The organism is Gordonia sp. (in: high G+C Gram-positive bacteria) (assembly GCF_047600385.1).
Classification (GTDB): Bacteria; Actinomycetota; Actinomycetes; order Mycobacteriales; family Mycobacteriaceae; genus Gordonia.
This window is the reverse complement of record NZ_JASGKZ010000001.1, coordinates 1,155,811-1,173,273: the sequence shown is the minus strand read 5'-3', so window position 1 is coordinate 1,173,273 and position 17,463 is coordinate 1,155,811. Positions and strand designations below refer to the sequence as shown.

The following is a 17,463-nucleotide window of genomic DNA, read 5'->3' as shown; positions in this document are numbered from 1 at the left end:
GTTATCGGTCCGTTACCCTCTAGGTCGAAGGAGACTCCGGGGTCCTAGTACCCTGTGGAACGCGCGTCCACCACGACGCGTCGAGCCGTCGGGGTTTGTAAGCACGACCAAGGCCGGGTCCGGTCTCGATCGCTAAGGAAGTTGCATGTTCTCAAGCGCACGTAAGCGCCTGCTGGCCATCACGCTGGCCACCGCCACCGTCCTCGGTGGCGCCACCGCCATGGCACCGGAAGCCGGCGCGATCCCCCGCGACGGCAGTTGCCCCACCCACGTCGACCGGGTCTACTCCGCCTCCATGGGCAAGCGCATCCCGGTCTGCGTCGTCGGTGCGGGCCGCCGGGGCGCCGGCACCCTGTACCTGCTCGACGGTCTCCGCGGCCCCAACAACAACAGCGGTTGGCTGATCGAGACCCGCGTCGCCTCGTTCATGCGCGGCAAGGGCGTCAACGTCGCCATCCCCTACGCCGGCGGCGGCACCTTCTACACCGACTGGGAGCGTCGTGATCCGCGCCTGGGCCGGGTGAAGTGGGAGACCTTCCTGACCAAGGAACTGCCCCGCCACATGCGCGGCAAGTACGGCGCCAGCGCGACCAAGAACGGCGTCGCCGGTCTGTCGATGTCGGGCACCTCGGCGCTGAACCTCGCCTCGCGCCACCCGAACTTCTACCGGGCCGTCGCCTCGTACTCGGGTTACCCGACCGTCACCATGCCGGGCTTCAACCAGGGCATCCAGTTCTCGGTCGCCGAGATGGGCGGCAACGCCACCAACATGTGGGGCACCTGGCCGGGTGGCCAGTGGGCCGCCAACGACCCGTTCCTCACCGCGGGCAACCTCGCGGGCAAGCGCGTCTACATCTCCTCGGGCTCCGGTCTGGGCAGCAAGTACGACAGCTCGCTGATGCCGGGCGCACCGGGCTTCAACGCCGTCCGGTTCGCGCAGATGGTGCCGCTGGAGGTGGCCGCCTCGGTCAGCAGCCAGCTGTACATCGCCCGCGTCGCCGCCGTGCCGGGCGTCCGTCTGACCACCAAGGTCACCCCGGACGGCGACCACTGGTGGACCTACTGGAACGAGACCTTCCGCCAGTCGTGGAACACCACGTTCAAGGGCGTCCTGCGCTGATCCGCACCGCGTAGGACCTTCGACACCGGCCGAGCCGGGCAATCCGAATGTGATTGCCCGGCTCGGCCGTTTTCTGGGTTCAGTCAAGACTAGGATCGTGATGTGTCTACCGGACAGGTCATTCTCACGCGAAAGACGCGTTCAGCCATCTTCCTGACTCTGCTCATCGAACCCGGCGGCGAGGACGCGGTCCGCGACGTCCTCGGCGACCTCGAAGGGCTGGTCCGCTCGGTGTCGTCCCGCGACCCCGACGCCGCCCTCACCGCGATCGCGGCCGTCGGCTCGGACGCCTGGGATCGGCTCTTCACCGGGCCGCGCCCGGCCGAACTCCACCCGTTCGCGGCGTTGACGGGGCCGGTGCACACGGCGCCGTCGACCCCGGCCGATCTGCTCGTCCACATCAAGTCCGACGTGATGGGCCTCTGCTACGAGGCCGGGCGGCTGCTCACCGCCCGGCTCGGCGACGCGGTCAGCACCGTCGAGGAGATCCACGGTTTCCGCTACTTCGATCTGCGCGACCTGATCGGTTTCGTGGACGGCACCGAGAACCCCGTCGGCCAGGAGGCGATCGACACCATCACCGTCGGCGACGACGACCCGGACTTCGCCGGCGGCAGCTACGTCACGATCCAGCGGTACGTGACCGACTTCGAGTCGTGGACCTCGCTGCCGGTGTCCAAGCAGGAGGCCGCGATCGGTCGCACCAAGCTGGAGAACGTCGAGATGGACGACGAGGTGAAGCCCGCCGACGCCCACATCGCGCTCAACGTGATCGAGGACGACGAGGGCAACGAGCTCAAGATCGTCCGCGACAACATGCCCTACGGTGACGTCGGCGGCGAGAAGGGCACGTTCTTCATCGCCTACTCCAGGTCTCCCGCGATCACCGAGCGGATGCTCGTCGAACATGTTCCTCGGCGATCCGCCCGGCAACCACGACCGGCTGCTCGACTTCACCACCGCGGTCACCGGCGCCCAGTTCTTCGCCCCCTCGACCGAGTTCCTCGACGAACTGCCGCCCGCCCCGGCCGCGGCCGCAGGCGACGGCGCCTCCCCGTCCGCCCCCGGCGACGACGGAACCTCCCGCCCGCCGACCACTTCCGGTGACGAAGGAACCTCCCCACCGCCGAGCACCCCGGGTCACGACGGCGCCTTCCCACCGCCGGCTGAGCCGGGCGACGAAGGAGCCCGTGTCGAAGCCCCCGCCGACGGCTCCCTCGGCATCGGCAGCCTCAAGTCCTGACCTCCCCGTCCCCCAGATCCGCCATCGACCCCTTCAAGGAGCTCCCAGCATGAACAATCTGCACCGCGAACTCGCCCCGATCTCCGACGCCGCCTGGGCCGAGATCGAGGCCGAGGCCAGCCGTTCCTTCAAGCGCAACAGCGCGGGTCGCCGACTGGTCGACGTGAAGGGCCCGCTCGGGCTCGACACCGATTCGGTCACCATCGGCCGTCGTTCCAAGATCGACTCGCCCGCCGACGGCATCCACGCCTTCATCCGTCACGCTCAGCCGCTGGTGGAGCTGAAGGTACCGTTCACGGTGTCCCGCGAGGCCGTCGACGACGTCGACCGCGGCGCCTCCGACTCCGACTGGGACCCGGTGGTCCGGGCCGCGAGCGAACTGGCCCGCGCCGAGGACAAGGCCATCTTCGAGGGGTACGCCGCCGCCGGGATCACCGGCATGACCGAGGCCGCGTCCGCCGAGGCGATCGACCTGCCGGACGCCGTCGTCGACTATCCGGAGGCCATCAGCAACGCCATCAACCGGCTGCGCCTGAACTCGGTGGACGGCCCGTACTCGCTGGCGCTGAGCGCCGACCTGTACGCCGCGGTGAACGAGACCGTGAACGACGGCTACCCGGTGCAGCAGCACCTCAAGCGGATCCTGACCGACGGCGAGATCATCTGGGCCCCGGCGATCACCGGCGCCGTGCTGCTGAGCACCCGCGGCGGCGACTTCGAGCTGGCGATCGGCCAGGACGTGTCGATCGGCTACGACTCGCACGACGGCGACGTGGTGAACCTCTACTTCACCGAGTCGTTCACCTACCTCAACTACACCGACGAGGCCGCGGTTCCGCTCCGCGAGAAGAACTGACCCGCGCCGCCGCGCCGCGAACGCCGTCGTCCTCGTCCGGGGCGGCGGCGTTCGTCCGTCTCCGCTCCCGGAAAACCCGTCGACTCCGCGGTCCGGGTCTCGTTACGCTGGTCGCCTCGTCCCGAGACCGCCCCTTCTCCGCAGAGAGGAACCCCGATGTCCAACGTCGAATACGGCGACCCGAGCGTCGCCCTCCCGAACGAGATCCTGCGCTCCGTGGTCGGCAGCGGGGTGCACGGGATCGCGATCGCCGGCACCGACGACCACGACGAGATGGGCGTCTACGTCGAACCGCCCGAATACCGTCTCGGGGTGTCCGCGCACCGCGACGACTACATCTGGCGTACTCAGCCGGAGGGCGTCCGCAGCGGCCACGGCGACACCGACCTGGTGCTGTACTCGCTGCGCAAGTACCTGCGGCTGGCGATCAAGGGCAATCCGACGGTGATGCTCCCGCTGTTCGCGCCGCCGGAGTCCCTGGTCACGACCTCCGAGCTCGGCGACGAGCTGCGCGCCATGCGCACGCGGTTCCTGTCACAGGCCGCGGTGGAACGCTTCCTCGGTTACATGCATTCGCAACACGAGCGCATGCTCGGCCAGTCGAAACGGAACGTGCCGAACCGTCCCGAGCTGATCGCGCGGTACGGCTGGGACGTGAAGTACGGCAGTCACGCGCTGCGGCTGGCGTACCAGGGGCTGGAGATCGCCGAGCACGGCAGGCTCACCCTGCCGCTGCCCGACGCCGAACGCGAACGCGTGCTCGCGGTGAAGCGCGGCGAGGTGCCCCGCGAGGAGGTCTCCGCCGAGATCGTCCGGCTCGAATCCCGGGTCCGCGCCCTGCTCGACGACGGCCGCACCCCGCTCCCCGCACGGGTCGACCTCGACGCGATCACGGTCTGGGCGGTGAGCGCCCAGCGTCGTCACTGGGGCTGGGCGTAGCCGCGGACCGGCCGGTCCCCGGGCGACGTTCTGCGGTGATCGGGCGCTTTATTACGGTCGCCACGGGTCCGGGCCGCGCGTAGCCTCGAAGAGGTGCTGATCCGCCTCCTGCGCGCGTACCTCCTCCGTTACCGATGGGCGATCACCGCTGTGGTCCTGCTGCAGCTCGTGGCCACCGCCGCCATGCTCTACCTGCCCACCTTGAACGCCGACATCATCGACGACGGCGTCGCCAAGGGCGACACCGGCTACATCCTCACCACGGGCGGCTGGATGCTCGCGATCTCGGCGGCGCAGGTGGTGTGCTCGGTGGTCGCTATGTACTTCGGCGCCCGGGCGGCGCTCGGCGCCGGCCGCGACATCCGGCACGACCTCCTGCACCGCATCAACGGTTTCTCGGCCCGCGAGGTCGGGACGTTCGGCGCGCCGTCGTTGATCACCCGCACCACCAACGACGTCCAGCAGGTCCAGCAACTCGCGGTGATGTCGATGTCGATCCTGGTGATGGCGCCGATCATGGGGATCGGCGGCATCGTGATGGGACTGCGGGTCGCCTTCCCGATCTCCTGGATCCTCGCGGTCGCGATCCCCGTCCTCGGTCTGACGATGGGCCTGATCATCGCCCGGATGATCCCCGGTTTCCGCGCCATGCAGGAACGCATCGACGCGGTGAACCGGGTGCTCCGCGAGCAGATCACCGGTATCCGCGTGGTCCGCGCCTTCGTCCGGGAGCGCCAGGAGATCGACCGGTTCGCGGTCGCCAACGACCGGCTCGCGGACGCCTCGCTCCGCGTCGGCCGGATGATGGCGCTGATGTTCCCGGCGGTCATGCTGATCACCAACCTCACCCTGATCGCGGTGCTCTGGTTCGGCGGTCACCAGATCGCCGACGGCGGCATCGAGATCGGGGTGCTCACCGCGATGATCAGCTACGTCATGCAGATCATGATGGCGGTGATGATGGCGTCGTTCCTGACGATGATGGCGCCGCGCGCCGGCGTCTGCGCCGAACGGATCTACGAGGTCCTCGACACCGAGACCTCCGTGCATCCGCCCGCCGTGCCGACCCCGATCACCGGTGATCCGGCGATCGTCGAGTTCGACGACGTCGAGTTCGGCTACCCGGGCGCCGACCGGCCGGTCCTGTCCGGCATCGGATTCACCACCGCCCCCGGCACGACGACGGCGATCGTCGGTTCCACCGGCGCGGGCAAGACCACCCTGCTCGATCTGGTCCCGCGGCTGCTCGACGTGACCGGCGGCGCCCTGCGGGTCGGCGGCGTCGACGTCCGGGAGGCCGATCCCGACGAACTCCGGAGACACATCGGGCTGGTCCCGCAGAAGGGTTTCCTGTTCTCCGGGACCGTCGCGGACAACCTGCGTCACGGTCGGCCCGAGGCCACCGAGGACGAACTGTGGGAGGCGCTCCGGATCGCCCAGGCCGAGGACTTCGTCCGGGCCATGCCCGACGGCCTCGACACGCACGTCTCGCAGGGCGGCACGACGGTCTCCGGCGGCCAGCGGCAGCGTCTCGCGATCGCCCGGGCCCTGATCCGCAGACCGTCGATCTACCTGTTCGACGACTCGTTCTCCGCACTCGACCTGGCGACCGACGCGCGGCTGCGCGCCGCGCTCGCCCCGGCGACCCGCACATCCGCGGTGATCCTCGTGGCCCAACGGATCTCGACGATCACCTCCGCGGACCAGATCGTCGTCCTCGACCACGGCCGGATCGTCGGGCTCGGCACGCACGACGAACTCATGGAGACGTGTCCCACCTACGCCGAGATCGCCGAATCTCAGCTCGCGATCGGAGGCATCGCATGAGTCGTCCGGGAGGGGGCGTGCCGGGCGCGGCTCCCGCACTCCAGAAGGCCGAGTCCTTCGGACCGTCGTTGAAGCGGCTGGTCCGACTGCTCGGCGCCTATCGGGCCCGCATGGGCGTCATCCTGGTGGCGATCGTCGGCTCGGTGGCGCTCACCGCCGTCGCCCCGCGGGTGCTCGGGCACGCCACGGACCTGATCTTCGAAGGCGTGATCGGCGCGAAACTGCCCGCCGGTCTCTCCAAGGACCAGGCCGTGGAGATGCTGCGCGGCCACGGCCAGGGCACGTTCGCCGACATGGTCGCGGCGATGGACGTGGTCCCCGGCCGCGGCATCGATTTCGGGGCCGTCGGAGACGTGCTGCTCACGGTGCTGGCCCTGTACGTCGTGTCGGCGCTGCTCGGCTGGCTGTCGGCGTATCTGCTGAACCAGGTCGTCGTCGCCGTCATCACGTCGCTGCGCGCCGAGGTGGAGGTCAAGATCCACCGGCTCCCCCTGGCCTACTACGACCGGTCCTCGCGCGGCGACCTCCTCAGCCGCGTCACCAACGACCTCGACAATCTGTCTCAGAGTCTCCAGCAGACCATCAGCCAGCTGTTGAACTCGGTGCTGACGGTGCTCGGCATCCTGATCATGATGCTGTCGATCTCGCCGCTGCTCTCGGTGATCGCGTTCGCGACGGTACCGCTGGCGGCGATCGCGACGGCGATGATCGCGAAACGCTCCAAACCGCACTTCATCGGCCAGTGGTCGTCGACGGGTGCGGTCAACGCCATCGTCGAGGAGACCTTCACCGGGCACGAACTGGTGAAGGCGTTCGGCAGGCAGCCCGAGGTGGAGGCGACGTTCGACGCCGAGAACGAGCACCTGTACGCCTCCAGCTGGAAGGCGCAGTTCATCTCGGGGATCATCATGCCGACGATCATGTTCCTGGGGAACCTGAACTACGTCGCCGTCGCCGTCGTCGGCGGTCTGCGCGTGGCGAACGGCCAGCTCAGCCTCGGCGAGGTGCAGGCGTTCATCCAGTACTCGCGCCAGTTCACGCAGCCGCTCACCCAGATCGGGTCGATGTTCAACCTGCTGCAGAGCGGCGTGGCCTCGGCCGAGCGGATCTTCGACGTGCTCGACGAGGCCGAGGAGTCCCCGGACCCCGCCGACCCGCAGAGCCCCGCCGTCGACTCCGGCCGCATCGTGTTCGACGACGTCGGCTTCCGTTACGTGCCGGACCGCCCGCTGATCGAGAACCTCTCGCTGGAGGCCGAACCGGGCCACATGATCGCGATCGTCGGCCCCACCGGCGCGGGCAAGACGACGCTGGTGAACCTGATCATGCGGTTCTACGACGTCGACTCCGGCGCGATCCTGGTGGACGGCACCGATTCGACGACGATGACCCGCGACGACCTGCGCGAACGCACCGGCATGGTGCTGCAGGACTCGTGGCTGTTCGGCGGCACGATCTACGAGAACATCGCCTACGGCGACCCCACCGCCACCCGTGAACAGGTGATCGAGGCCGCCGTCGCGAGCCACGTGGACCACTTCGTCCGGGCGCTGCCCGACGGCTACGACACCGTGCTCGACGACGAGGGCGGCGGCGTGAGCGCCGGGGAACGCCAGCTGATCACCATCGCCCGGGCGTTCCTCGCCGAACCGACGATCCTGATCCTCGACGAGGCCACCAGCTCGGTGGACACCCGCACCGAGCTGCTGATCAGCCAGGCGATGGCGCGGCTGGCGAGCGACCGGACGAGTTTCGTGATCGCCCACCGGCTCTCGACCATCCGGAACGCGGACCTCATCGTCGTGATGGAGGAGGGCCGGATCGTCGAGCAGGGCACGCACGACGAGCTCCTCGCCGCCGAGGGCGCCTACTTCCGGCTGTACAACGCCCAGTTCGCGGCCCCGGTGGAATAGTCGGGTCCGGATCGGCTTCGACGCCGACCAGCTCCCTGAGCCGGGGAGGAGCGCAGCGACGAGCCGCGTCGAAGGGCCCCGCGCCACCCGTCACGACTGCCTCCCCACCGGGGATTCACCCATTCAGACGACTTCCCCCTCCCCGATCGGCCCGTAGCGTCTATACGCATGACCACACAGAATCCGTTCCACCGGCTCCGCCGGTCCCTCGCCGGAGTCGGCATCACCGTGTGCGCGGCCGGCCTGCTGACCACGGGAGTCGGCGCAGGCATCGCCGAGGCGAACCCGGGCGCCGTCGTCCAGCAGGGCATCGAGGCGGGCAAGGTCCCGGTCGCGGTACCGGCCTCGCGCTATGTCGGCAAATGGACCAAGAACTCGGCCGGTTTGACTCTCCGCAAGAACGGGAGAGGCAACATCGTGGTCTTCAACGGTGCCGCCAACAGTGAAACCCGCAATCTGTCGTGGAGGACCACCAAGACCGGTATCCGGATCACCTACGGCAAGCGGACGAGGCTCGTCGGACAAGGGGCGGGTCTGAGGACCGGCCAGGTCGTCACGGCCCGGCTCGCCAGATCGCAAGGGGTCACCTACCTCCAGATGGCCGGTAGGTACACCACCGACTGGTGCGAGCGGGACCGTTACGGCGCGATCAGAACCTGTAACTGATCACGACCCGGTCGAAGACCTCTCGGAGAGATCGGTGGTCGGCCATTGCGAAATAGCGGCTTACGAGGGCATATTTCCCTCGTAAGCCGCTATTTCGCAATGGCCGACATGAACCCGATGTCACCGACGGCGAGAGCAGGCACTGTTCCGCAGCCGACCACCGATCATCGGGGATCACTCGTCTATCCGTCGCGGAGGGCCTTCGCGGCGGAGGTGGCGAGGGTGTCGGCGATCTCGTTGTAGTGGTCGCCGGCGTGGCCCTTGACCCACCGCCACTCCACCTCGTGGCGTTTCGCCTCTTCGAGCAGCCGTTGCCACAGTTCGACGTTCTTCACCGGTTTCTTGGCGGCGGTCTTCCAGCCGTTGCGCTGCCAGCCGTTGACCCACTTGGTGATGCCGTCGCGGACGTACACCGAGTCAGTGTAGAGGATCACCGTCGACGGTCGGGTCAGGGCGGCCAGGCCTTCGATGGCGGCCTGCAGCTCCATGCGGTTGTTGGTGGTGTCCGGTTCGGAACCGGACAGTTCCTTCTCGACCCCCTTGTAGCGCAACACCGCTCCCCATCCGCCGGGCCCGGGATTGCCCAGGCACGCCCCGTCCGTGGAGATCTCGACCGTCGTATCGCTCATGGAGGTCCACGCTACCGAGTCACCCGGGAACGACGACACGGGCTCCGCCGTCGTTCCCGGAGTCGAGGGCGGGGTTACGACCCGATCACCGTGAGTCGGGCAGCCAGTTGACCACCTCGGGCCAGAGGATGAAGCCGATCCCGACCAGGACCATGGCGATCACGTAGGGGACGCAACCGCGGAACACCTCCATGGTGTCGCGCCCGGCGGCCTTCGCGACCACGAACACGTTCAGGCCGAGCGGCGGCGTGATCAGGCCGATCTCACCGATCAGCACCACGAACACCCCGAACCAGACCGAGTCGTAGCCCAGCGATTCCACGATCGGAAGCACGATCGGCACCGTCAACGCGATGATGGCGACCTGATCCATGAACGCGCCGAGGACCAGGTAGATCACCAACAGCAGCAGCATGATGACGAGGCCGGGCACCGCCAGGCCGTCGACCCAGGAGACCAGGCTGTCGGCGACCTTGGTCATCGTGAACGCGTAGCCGAAGACGTGGGCGGCGATCACGATCGCGAAGATCATCGCGGTGGTCTTCACCGTCTCCGCCAGCGAGTGCTGCAATCCGTGCCAGGTCATCCGTTGACGCGCGACGACCAGCAGGAACGCGGCGACGCAGCCGAGAGCGGCCGATTCGGTCGGAGTGGCCCAGCCGAAGTAGATCGCCCCGACCACCGCGCCGAAGACGATCAGGATGGGCACGGCCTTGAGCGATTCCCGCGCCTTCACCGCCCACGACGACTTCTCGCCGCGCGGCACGGTCTGCGGGTTCCGCAGAATCGGGATGTACATGGTGATCAGCAGTGCGACGGCGATGATCAGCCCCGGCACCAGGCCGGCGATCACCATGTCGCCGACGGGCGCCTCCGCGGTGACCGCGTAGAACACCAGGATGATCGACGGCGGGATCATGCCCGCCAGCGTCCCGACCGAGGCCACCATGCCGGTGGCGGTCGTCGGCCGGTAGCCCTCGGCGATCATCTTGCGACTGGTGGTGCTGGCCAGGGTGGCCGCAGCCGCCGTCGACGACCCCGAGACCGCGGCGAAACCCACGCCGGCCACGGTCGAGGCCACGCCGGTGCCGCCCGGGGTGCGGCCGAAGATCGTCCGGCCCGCATCGAACAGCGAGTCCATCATCCCGGACTGCAGCATGAAGTGCGCCATCAGGATGAAGAGCGGGATCGCCGACATGGCCAGCGTCTGAACCGATCCGACCGGGATCACCTCCATGATCCCGGCGAACGAATCCGTCGTCGTCAGCAGCAGCAGGCCCACCAGCGCGGACCCGAGGATCGCGAACGAGACGGGGACTCGCACGAGGATGAACACGACCAGTGCGACGATCATGACGATCGCGATCATCTCCGGTCCTCCTTCTCATCGGGGTCCGAGGCTTCCGGAACGGCGTCGCCCGGTGCCTCGTCGAAATCGAGCGGACCGGTCTCCCCGGCCGCCTCGGCAGCGGGATCGGCGTCGGCGAGATGCCCGAGATCGACCGGGGTCTCCTCGTCCGCTCCGTCGCCCGGGTCGTAGTCGGTGGCCGGTGCGTCCCACGGGGCCGTGAGTTCGCGGTACAGATCGATCACGACGATGACCAGCGCCAGCAGGGTCGAGATCGGCACCACCGAACGCCAGAGGGCGGTGGGGACGGCCAGTTCCGACGAGCCGGGCACCGGCCCCTCTCCGTTGGCGACGGCGGTCATCACCCCGAACAGTCCGGGGATCCCGATGGCGACCAGCCCGACGATCAGCATGAGGTACGCGAAGACGAGCATGCCTTTGCGCACCGGTGGGCTCACCGCCTGGTAGAGGCTCACCACCGCGACGTGCGCACCGCTGCGGTACGCGGCGACGATGCCGAAGAAGGCGGAGATCGGCAGCAGATACAGCTCGATGAACGAGATGGACCACCCCAGGGGAGCGGAGAACACGTTGCGGGCGATCAGCTCGGCGAGGGTGAGGAGCAGGATCGCGACGATCGCGGCCCCGGCGAGGACCCCGCAGAACGCCGAGACGGCGTTCTGGATCCGGTCGAGCTTCGGATGGGTCCGGGTCTCGTAGCCCCAGGTGGTCCGCCGCGCCCGGCCGTCGCCGCCGAACGGGTGGACGATCGTCGAATCGACGCCGGTCGGCTCGTTCGCAGTCGTATCACTCATCGGACGCCCCGCCGATCCTCTTCTCGAACTCGTCGAGGGCCGCCGCCGCAGGCAGACCCGCCGACTCCAGATCCCTGACCCAGTCCGCGCGGATCGGGGTGAGGGCCGCATCCCAGGCCGGCCGCTCCGCCTCGGTGATCTCGTGGAGGTGCATGCCCGCCGAACGCATGAACTCGACGGCCTTGTCCGACGCTGCGGTGAGCGCCTTGCAGACCGAGCCCTGCGCCATCGCGGAGGCATCGCGGATCACCTTCTGCTGCGCGGCGGTCAGCGTCTTCCATTTCTCGTGATCGATCGAGACGTAGATGCTGGTCGCCGACAGGTTCGCGCCCAGGGTGCTGTACCCGATGATCTCTTCCAGGCTGTACGACTTCACGCTGATCCGGGTGAGCATGGCGCCGCTGACCGTCGCGCGGGCGATGGCCTCGTACAGGTCCGGTCCCGGGATGGACACCGGCGCCGCGCCGAGACCGCGCACGATCCGGTCGCCGATCCCGCCCGGCGTACGGATCATCAGCCCCTTCACGTCGGCGGGCACGCTCACCTTCTCGGTGGCGGTGAAGATCTCGTAGCCGGGGATCGAGATCGGCCACAGCGGGAGCACGCCGTAGTTCGCGAGCTCGGTCTCGTAGAGGAGGCCGCCGGGCGAGACCATCGGCATCATCGCGGCGCCGGCCGCGCAGGAGTCGGTGACCAGACCCGGCAGTTCGCCGACCCCGGTCAGCGGCAGCGCATCGGCGAGATAGGCCGGGATCACCAGGCCCATGTCGATCGCGCCGGTGTCGAGGAGCGTCAGCACGTCCTTCTGCTTGCCGAGCTGTCCGGCCCCGAAGTAGTCGACGTCGAGGCCGACGGCGGGGCCGTGCTCACGGAGGTGTTCGATGAACGGCTGCACCCCGCCCGCACCGATCGGGTGCGTCGGCGAGAAGTTGTCGGCGAAGACCAGGGTGGTGACGCCGCGGTCCTCCCCGACCGCGCACCCGGTGACCGCGAGCAGGGCGAGGGCGCAGAGGGCCGCCCACGCTCGTATCCGGCCCGCTCTTCGGCGAGTGCCCCTCATCTCATCCTCCGCTCCATGTGCTTCCTGCCACATACAATGGATCATATATTAAATGTGATCCTTCGAAGGCGGATCGGAGAAGCACCCGGATGCGTGACGGCCCCGGCACCCGCCGAGGGCGGGCACCGGGGCCGTCATGCCGCGGATCAGCGGCTCACCGGGAAGTTCAGAGCTTCTCGGTGAAGAAGGGCACGATCTCCTCGAGGGCGACGCCTGCCCCGTTGGGCCGGTCGTACAGGTCGTAGTGCGACGCACCCGGGATCACGGTGATCTTCTTGTCGGTCGAGGCGGCCTTCTCGATGAAGGCGTGGCCGTCGTCGTAGGCGCCGAAGGCACCCTTCTTGTCGCCGACGAACACGCGGACCGGCTGGTCGAACAGGACGTCGGCCAGGTGGAAGGCATCCCAGCCGAGCGCGGCCGAACCGTGCGCGATGTCGAAGTTCACCGAGCCGTTCTCCGACTCGCCGCGCGGGGTGCAGTAGTAGTCGAACGCCTCGATGATGTCGATGTCACCGACCTCCCGAGCGCCCTCCGCGGTCGGCGGCAGCATGCCGTTGACGAGCTGGTCGGCACCGGTCACCTCGGCGGTGCGCTGCGCGGCGACCTGGTTCAGCAGAGCGATCGGTCCGCCCTGCGCGGCGGCGGTGTCGCGCATCATCCGGCCGTAGTTCACGGCGGTCACGCCCACGACGGCCTTGATGCGCTTCTCGGTCTGACCGGCGTTGAGGACGTAGCCCCCACCGCCGCAGACGCCCAGCGCGCCGATGCGGTCGGCGTCGACGTACGGCAGGGTCACGAGGTAGTCGACGACGCGACGGAAGTCCTCCACGCGCTGAGTCGGATCCTCCAGGCGACGGGGCTCGCCGCCGCTGCGGCCCTGGAAGCTGGCGTCGAAGGCGATCGCGACGAAGCCCTCGGCGGCCAGGCGCGAGGCGTAGATGTTGCCCGCGGTCTGCTCCTTGCAGGAGCCGATCGGATGCGCGGTGATGACGGTCGGGTACTTCTTCGACTCGTCGAAGCCCTCCGGGAGGTAGAGGTCCGCGGCGATGTCCCAGTACATGTCGGGGTTGCGGAAGGTGACGTTCTTGATGTTCGTGGCGGTCGCGGTCATGTCGGTGTGGTCCCTCTCGAGTCCGGCGCGACCACTTCTGGCGTGATCGGCGTTTCGCTTCAACCGGATGACTCCATCATGCGGCGCGCGGGGAAACGGTACGAGGCCCGGTCTGATCCTGGGAGAGATCTCTCCCAGTCAGCCGGGATTCCGCCTCGACGTCGTTCCTCCGCCGACACCTCGCCGCACGCGTTCCGCCGGGTCGCGGAACCTCGGCGGAGACGGCGCGGGAAGGCCTCGGGGACCCGGACTCCGCCGGTCCCCGAGGCCTTCCTCTCGGTCACGGGATCAGGATGTAGCTCATGCCCGGGACGTCCTTGGTGACCCGGGTGCTCCACACCCCGAAGTTCCGGGTGCGGTATCCGTTCCCGGCGGTCGCACCGGGCCCGAAGTTCATCTCGGTGAGGTGGACGTACCGGCCGTCGGCGCGGTTCTCCACCCGGTCGACCCAGGCCACGTGTCCGACGCCGCCGACCAGGCTCGACGAGAACACCGCCACCGAGCGGGGTTGCGCGTCGAGGGTCACCGACCATCCGGCGGCCCGCGCCTGCCCGTACCACTGACCCGCGTTACCGATGAGCGCCGAGGCGTACGAGCCCATCGCCGCGCGGATCTTCTCCTGGGCGCCCCACGTGCAGTAGCCGCGGTAGGCGTGCAGCGGGTTGGAGGCGCTGGTCGCCCCGCGCTGTCGACCCGACGTGGACTGCGGCGCCGATCGCGGAGCGGGCGCCTGTCCGGCACCGCAGTTCGGCGCGACGCGGCTGTTCGAACCGGTGTAGACCCACGCATCGGCGACGTAACCGCGGCCGGGGATGCGGTTCCAGAGGGTGGAGGTGCCGTAGGGACCGGTCACCGCGGTGCCGGTGGTCTGGCACTCGATGGTGATCTTGTTCCCGTTGGTCAGCTGTCCGACCACCGACGACGACGTGTTCGGCGCCGACCGGATCTTGAGGGGGATGGACCCGGAGATCACGGTGCCGGTGGCGGCCGCGGCGTCACCGGCGGCGAACGCGCCGCCGGTCAGGAGGACCGCGACACCCGTCGTGACGGCGGCGGCGCGGACCGCGAGGGAACGGGCGGAGAGCGAACGGGAGGTGAGGGACGGGAGTCGCATGATGAGGTCCTTTCGGCGAGTGGATGACTCACCCGATCACCGTTTCCCCATTCACCGTTCCCTCGACGGCCCCGACCGTCCCGGTCAGATCACCCCGGTGTCCCGGAGTCGACCCAGCTCGGCGTCGTCGAGCCCGAGCACCTCGGCGAGTACCGGCTCGGTGTCGGCGCCGAGCACCGCGGCCGGCGCCGAGCCCGAGTACTCCTCGTCGATCCGCATCGGCGAGCTCGACGAGATCACCCCGCCGATGCCCGGCTGCTCCACGGCGGTCAGCACCGGCTCGTGCTCGGGGTGCGCGGCGAACTCCGCGGCCACCTCCGAGGCGGACTTGTACGGACCCCACAGCACGCCGGCGGCGGTGAGGGCCGCCTCGACCTCGGCGGTGGTGTGCGCGGCGAACCACGGCTTGAGCACCGCCTCGATCACTTCCCGGTGCGCGTAGCGCCCCTCGTCGGTGCCGAAGTCGGCGCCCAGCGACGCGGCGAGCGCCGCGAACACCTCCGTGGTCCCGGTGGCGGTCCCGACGGCCTGCCACTGCCGCGGCGTCAGCGTGACGATCATGATGTGATCGCCCTCGCCGGTCACCAGGTCAACGCCGAAACTGCCGTACAGGTGGTTGCCGTGCCGGGCGCGATCGCCGCGCTCGGCCGCCTCCGAATACCAGCCGAGGTCGGCGACGGTCGCCATCGCGACGTCCGAGAGCGCCACCTGGATCAGGGCCCCGACCCCGGTCCGGTCACGACGCCGCAGGGCCGCCAGCACACCGCTCACCACCTCCTGGCCGCAGAGGAAGTCCCAGGCCGGGAGCACGTGGTTGACCGGTGCGTCGGTGTACGCCGGACCGGTCATGTTCGCCACGCCGCTGCCGCCGTTGACCGTGTAGTCGACCGCGGGCCCGCCGTCGGCCCGGCCTTCGACGCGCACCGAGATCACGTCGTCGCGCAGCGCGCGGAGGGCGTCGTAGGAGAACCAGTTCCGGCCCACGGCGTTGTCGACGACGATGCCCGCGTCCGGGCCCGGCGCGGTGGCCAGCCGCAGCAGCAGTTCACGGCCGGCGGCCTCCCGCAGATTCAGCGCCACCGACTTCTTGCCGCGGTTCAGCGAGTGCCAGTAGAGGCTCTCCCCGGTCCGGTTCGAGAGCGGCCAGCGCCGGTAGTCGGCGTTGCCGCCGAGCGGGTCGACGCGGATCACCTCCGCGCCCAGTTGCGAGAGCGCGAGACCGGCGGACGGTCCGGCGACGAAGCTGGCGAACTCGACGATGCGCACCCCGGCCAGGGGCTTGCTCTGCGACATGGAGGTCCTTGCCTTTCAGCGATGCGGCGGTCAGACCGCGCGGAAGATGGTCTTGTACTCGAGGTACGGGTCGAGGGAGGTGGGTCCGAGTTCGCGGCCCATGCCGCTGGACTTGACGCCGCCGAAGGGCGCGTCCATCGGGAACGACGCGCTGTTGACGCCGACCGTGCCGCTCACGATGCGGCGGGCCACCGCGGTGGCCTTCTCCACGTCCGGCGAGAAGACGCCGCCGCCGAGCCCGTAGTCGGAGTCGTTGGCGATCTCGACGGCCTCGTCGACGGTGTCGTACGGCAGCACCACGACCACCGGCCCGAAGATCTCCTCGCGGGCGATCCGCATGTCGTTGGTGACGTCGGCGAACACCGTCGGCTCCACGTAGTAGCCCTTGTCGAAGCCTGCGGGGCGGCCGCCGCCGGTCACCACGCGGGCCCCCTCCTCCTTGCCGAGCTTCAGGTAGTTCTCGACGCGGTCGCGCTGCGCGGCGTTCACCAGCGGCCCGTAGAAGTTGGCGGCGTCACGCGGATCGCCGAGCGGGATGTTCTTCATCGTGTCGGCGAGGAACTCGGTGACCTCGTCGTAGCGCGAGCGCGGGGCGAGGATCCGGGTCAGGGCGCGGCAGGTCTGCCCGGTGTTCGGGGTGCACGCGGACATGACGAACGGCGCGAAGTCGTCGAGCACGACGTCGTCGAGCAGGATGCCGGCGGACTTGCCGCCCAGTTCCAGGGTGACGTGTTTGAAGTCGCGTGCGCACTGTTCGGCGATGGCGCGGCCGGCCGCGGTGGAGCCGGTGAAGGCGATCTTGGCGATGCCGGGGTGCTTGACCAGTTCCGCTCCGGTCTCCCGGCCGCCGGTGACGACGTTGATCACCCCGGCCGGGAAGCCGGCCTCGACGGCCGACTCGGCCAGCAGGTAGGCGTCGAGTCCGGTCTCGGCGGCGGGTTTGATCACCACGGTGCAGCCGGCGGCGAGGGCCGGGCCGATCTTCCAGGCGATGAGCGGCTGCGGGCCGTTCCACGGCACGATCGCGCCGACGACGCCGACCGGCTCGCGCACGATCACCGCGTCGCCGGTCATGGTGGTGCGGGTCTCCTCCGGTTCGAAGGCGTCGGCCAGGCCCGCGAAGTAGCGGTAGTTGGCCGGGACCATCGTCTGCATGGCTCTGGCCAGCGAGATCGGGGTGCCGTTCTCGGTGCTGACCAGTGCGGAGACGGTCTCGATCCGCTTCTCGAAGGCCTCGGCCAGCGCCCGCAGGAGGTCGCCCCGCTCCCGCGGTGCCAGCGCCGACCAGGCGGGCAGGGCCGCACCGGCGGCGGTGACCGCCGCGTCGACGTCGACGGCATCGCCGTCGGGGGTGTGCCCGAAGACCTCTTCGGTGGCCGGGTCGATCAGAGCGATCCGCCCGTCGGCGTGCGCGGGAACGAACTCCCCGTTGATGAACTGGGTGCTGCGGTTGTACAGGTCGTCAGCCATGACGTCTCCTCGATCTGACCGGAAGTGGTGATTCTTCTAACAGTTTATTAGATTTTTCT

General features: G+C 69.1%; 14 protein-coding genes and 1 pseudogene. 7 read left to right on the top strand and 8 right to left on the bottom strand.

Features of this window, described 5'->3' with window-relative positions; translation table 11 throughout:
• The first annotated feature begins 145 nt into the window (after window positions 1-145).
• From QM809_RS05145 to QM809_RS05115, 7 genes and pseudogenes are all read left to right on the top strand, one after another.
• A complete protein-coding gene (locus QM809_RS05145) occupies window positions 146-1,120 on the top strand; it encodes an alpha/beta hydrolase (protein WP_415044742.1) in 975 nt (324 codons plus the stop codon).
• 102 nt (window positions 1,121-1,222) lie between these two features.
• Window positions 1,223-2,363 (top strand): annotated as a pseudogene (locus QM809_RS05140) (Dyp-type peroxidase).
• 49 nt (window positions 2,364-2,412) lie between these two features.
• Complete coding sequence (locus QM809_RS05135) at window positions 2,413-3,219, top strand: family 1 encapsulin nanocompartment shell protein (protein WP_415044741.1); 807 nt, start codon at window positions 2,413-2,415, stop codon at window positions 3,217-3,219.
• A gap of 156 nt (window positions 3,220-3,375) precedes the next feature.
• Window positions 3,376-4,158: a DNA polymerase beta superfamily protein gene (locus tag QM809_RS05130; RefSeq protein ID WP_415044740.1), complete on the top strand. Its 783-nt coding sequence runs from the start codon at window positions 3,376-3,378 to the stop codon at window positions 4,156-4,158.
• Between the two features lie 93 nt (window positions 4,159-4,251).
• Window positions 4,252-5,985 (top strand): ABC transporter ATP-binding protein, encoded by a 1,734-nt coding sequence (locus tag QM809_RS05125; RefSeq protein ID WP_415044739.1) that lies wholly within the window; start codon window positions 4,252-4,254, stop codon window positions 5,983-5,985.
• Window positions 5,982-7,898, top strand: coding sequence for an ABC transporter ATP-binding protein (locus QM809_RS05120; protein WP_415044738.1), 1,917 nt, complete (start codon window positions 5,982-5,984; stop codon window positions 7,896-7,898). Before QM809_RS05125 ends, QM809_RS05120 begins: the two co-directional genes overlap by 4 nt.
• Before the next feature lie 168 nt (window positions 7,899-8,066).
• A complete protein-coding gene (locus tag QM809_RS05115) occupies window positions 8,067-8,564 on the top strand; it encodes a hypothetical protein (RefSeq protein WP_415044737.1) in 498 nt (165 codons plus the stop codon).
• A 182-nt stretch (window positions 8,565-8,746) separates the two neighbouring features.
• Here QM809_RS05115 and rnhA read toward each other — a convergent pair whose 3' ends face one another.
• From rnhA to QM809_RS05075, 8 genes are all read right to left on the bottom strand, one after another.
• Window positions 8,747-9,193, bottom strand: coding sequence for a ribonuclease HI (rnhA, locus tag QM809_RS05110; RefSeq protein ID WP_415044736.1), 447 nt, complete (start codon window positions 9,191-9,193; stop codon window positions 8,747-8,749).
• Between the two features lie 85 nt (window positions 9,194-9,278).
• Complete coding sequence (locus tag QM809_RS05105; RefSeq protein WP_415044735.1) at window positions 9,279-10,562, bottom strand: TRAP transporter large permease; 1,284 nt, start codon at window positions 10,560-10,562, stop codon at window positions 9,279-9,281.
• Window positions 10,559-11,356: a TRAP transporter small permease gene (locus tag QM809_RS05100; RefSeq protein WP_415044734.1), complete on the bottom strand. Its 798-nt coding sequence runs from the start codon at window positions 11,354-11,356 to the stop codon at window positions 10,559-10,561. The genes QM809_RS05105 and QM809_RS05100 overlap by 4 nt, the downstream gene beginning before the upstream one ends.
• The gene (gene dctP, locus QM809_RS05095) at window positions 11,349-12,416 is read right to left on the bottom strand and encodes a TRAP transporter substrate-binding protein DctP (protein ID WP_415044733.1); all 1,068 of its coding nucleotides are present in this window, start codon (window positions 12,414-12,416) and stop codon (window positions 11,349-11,351) included. Before dctP ends, QM809_RS05100 begins: the two co-directional genes overlap by 8 nt.
• A gap of 166 nt (window positions 12,417-12,582) precedes the next feature.
• On the bottom strand, window positions 12,583-13,527 hold the full coding sequence (locus QM809_RS05090; RefSeq protein WP_415044732.1) for an alpha/beta hydrolase: 945 nt from the start codon (window positions 13,525-13,527) through the stop codon (window positions 12,583-12,585).
• 280 nt (window positions 13,528-13,807) lie between these two features.
• Window positions 13,808-14,641, bottom strand: a complete 834-nt coding sequence (locus QM809_RS05085) for a CHAP domain-containing protein (RefSeq protein ID WP_415044731.1) — start codon at window positions 14,639-14,641, stop codon at window positions 13,808-13,810.
• An 84-nt stretch (window positions 14,642-14,725) separates the two neighbouring features.
• Window positions 14,726-15,934 carry a CoA transferase gene (locus QM809_RS05080; protein WP_415044730.1) on the bottom strand — a complete coding sequence of 403 codons (1,209 nt, stop codon included), beginning with the start codon at window positions 15,932-15,934 and terminating at the stop codon, window positions 14,726-14,728.
• A gap of 30 nt (window positions 15,935-15,964) precedes the next feature.
• Window positions 15,965-17,404, bottom strand: coding sequence for an aldehyde dehydrogenase (locus tag QM809_RS05075; RefSeq protein WP_415044729.1), 1,440 nt, complete (start codon window positions 17,402-17,404; stop codon window positions 15,965-15,967).
• Between the last annotated feature and the right edge of the window lie 59 nt (window positions 17,405-17,463).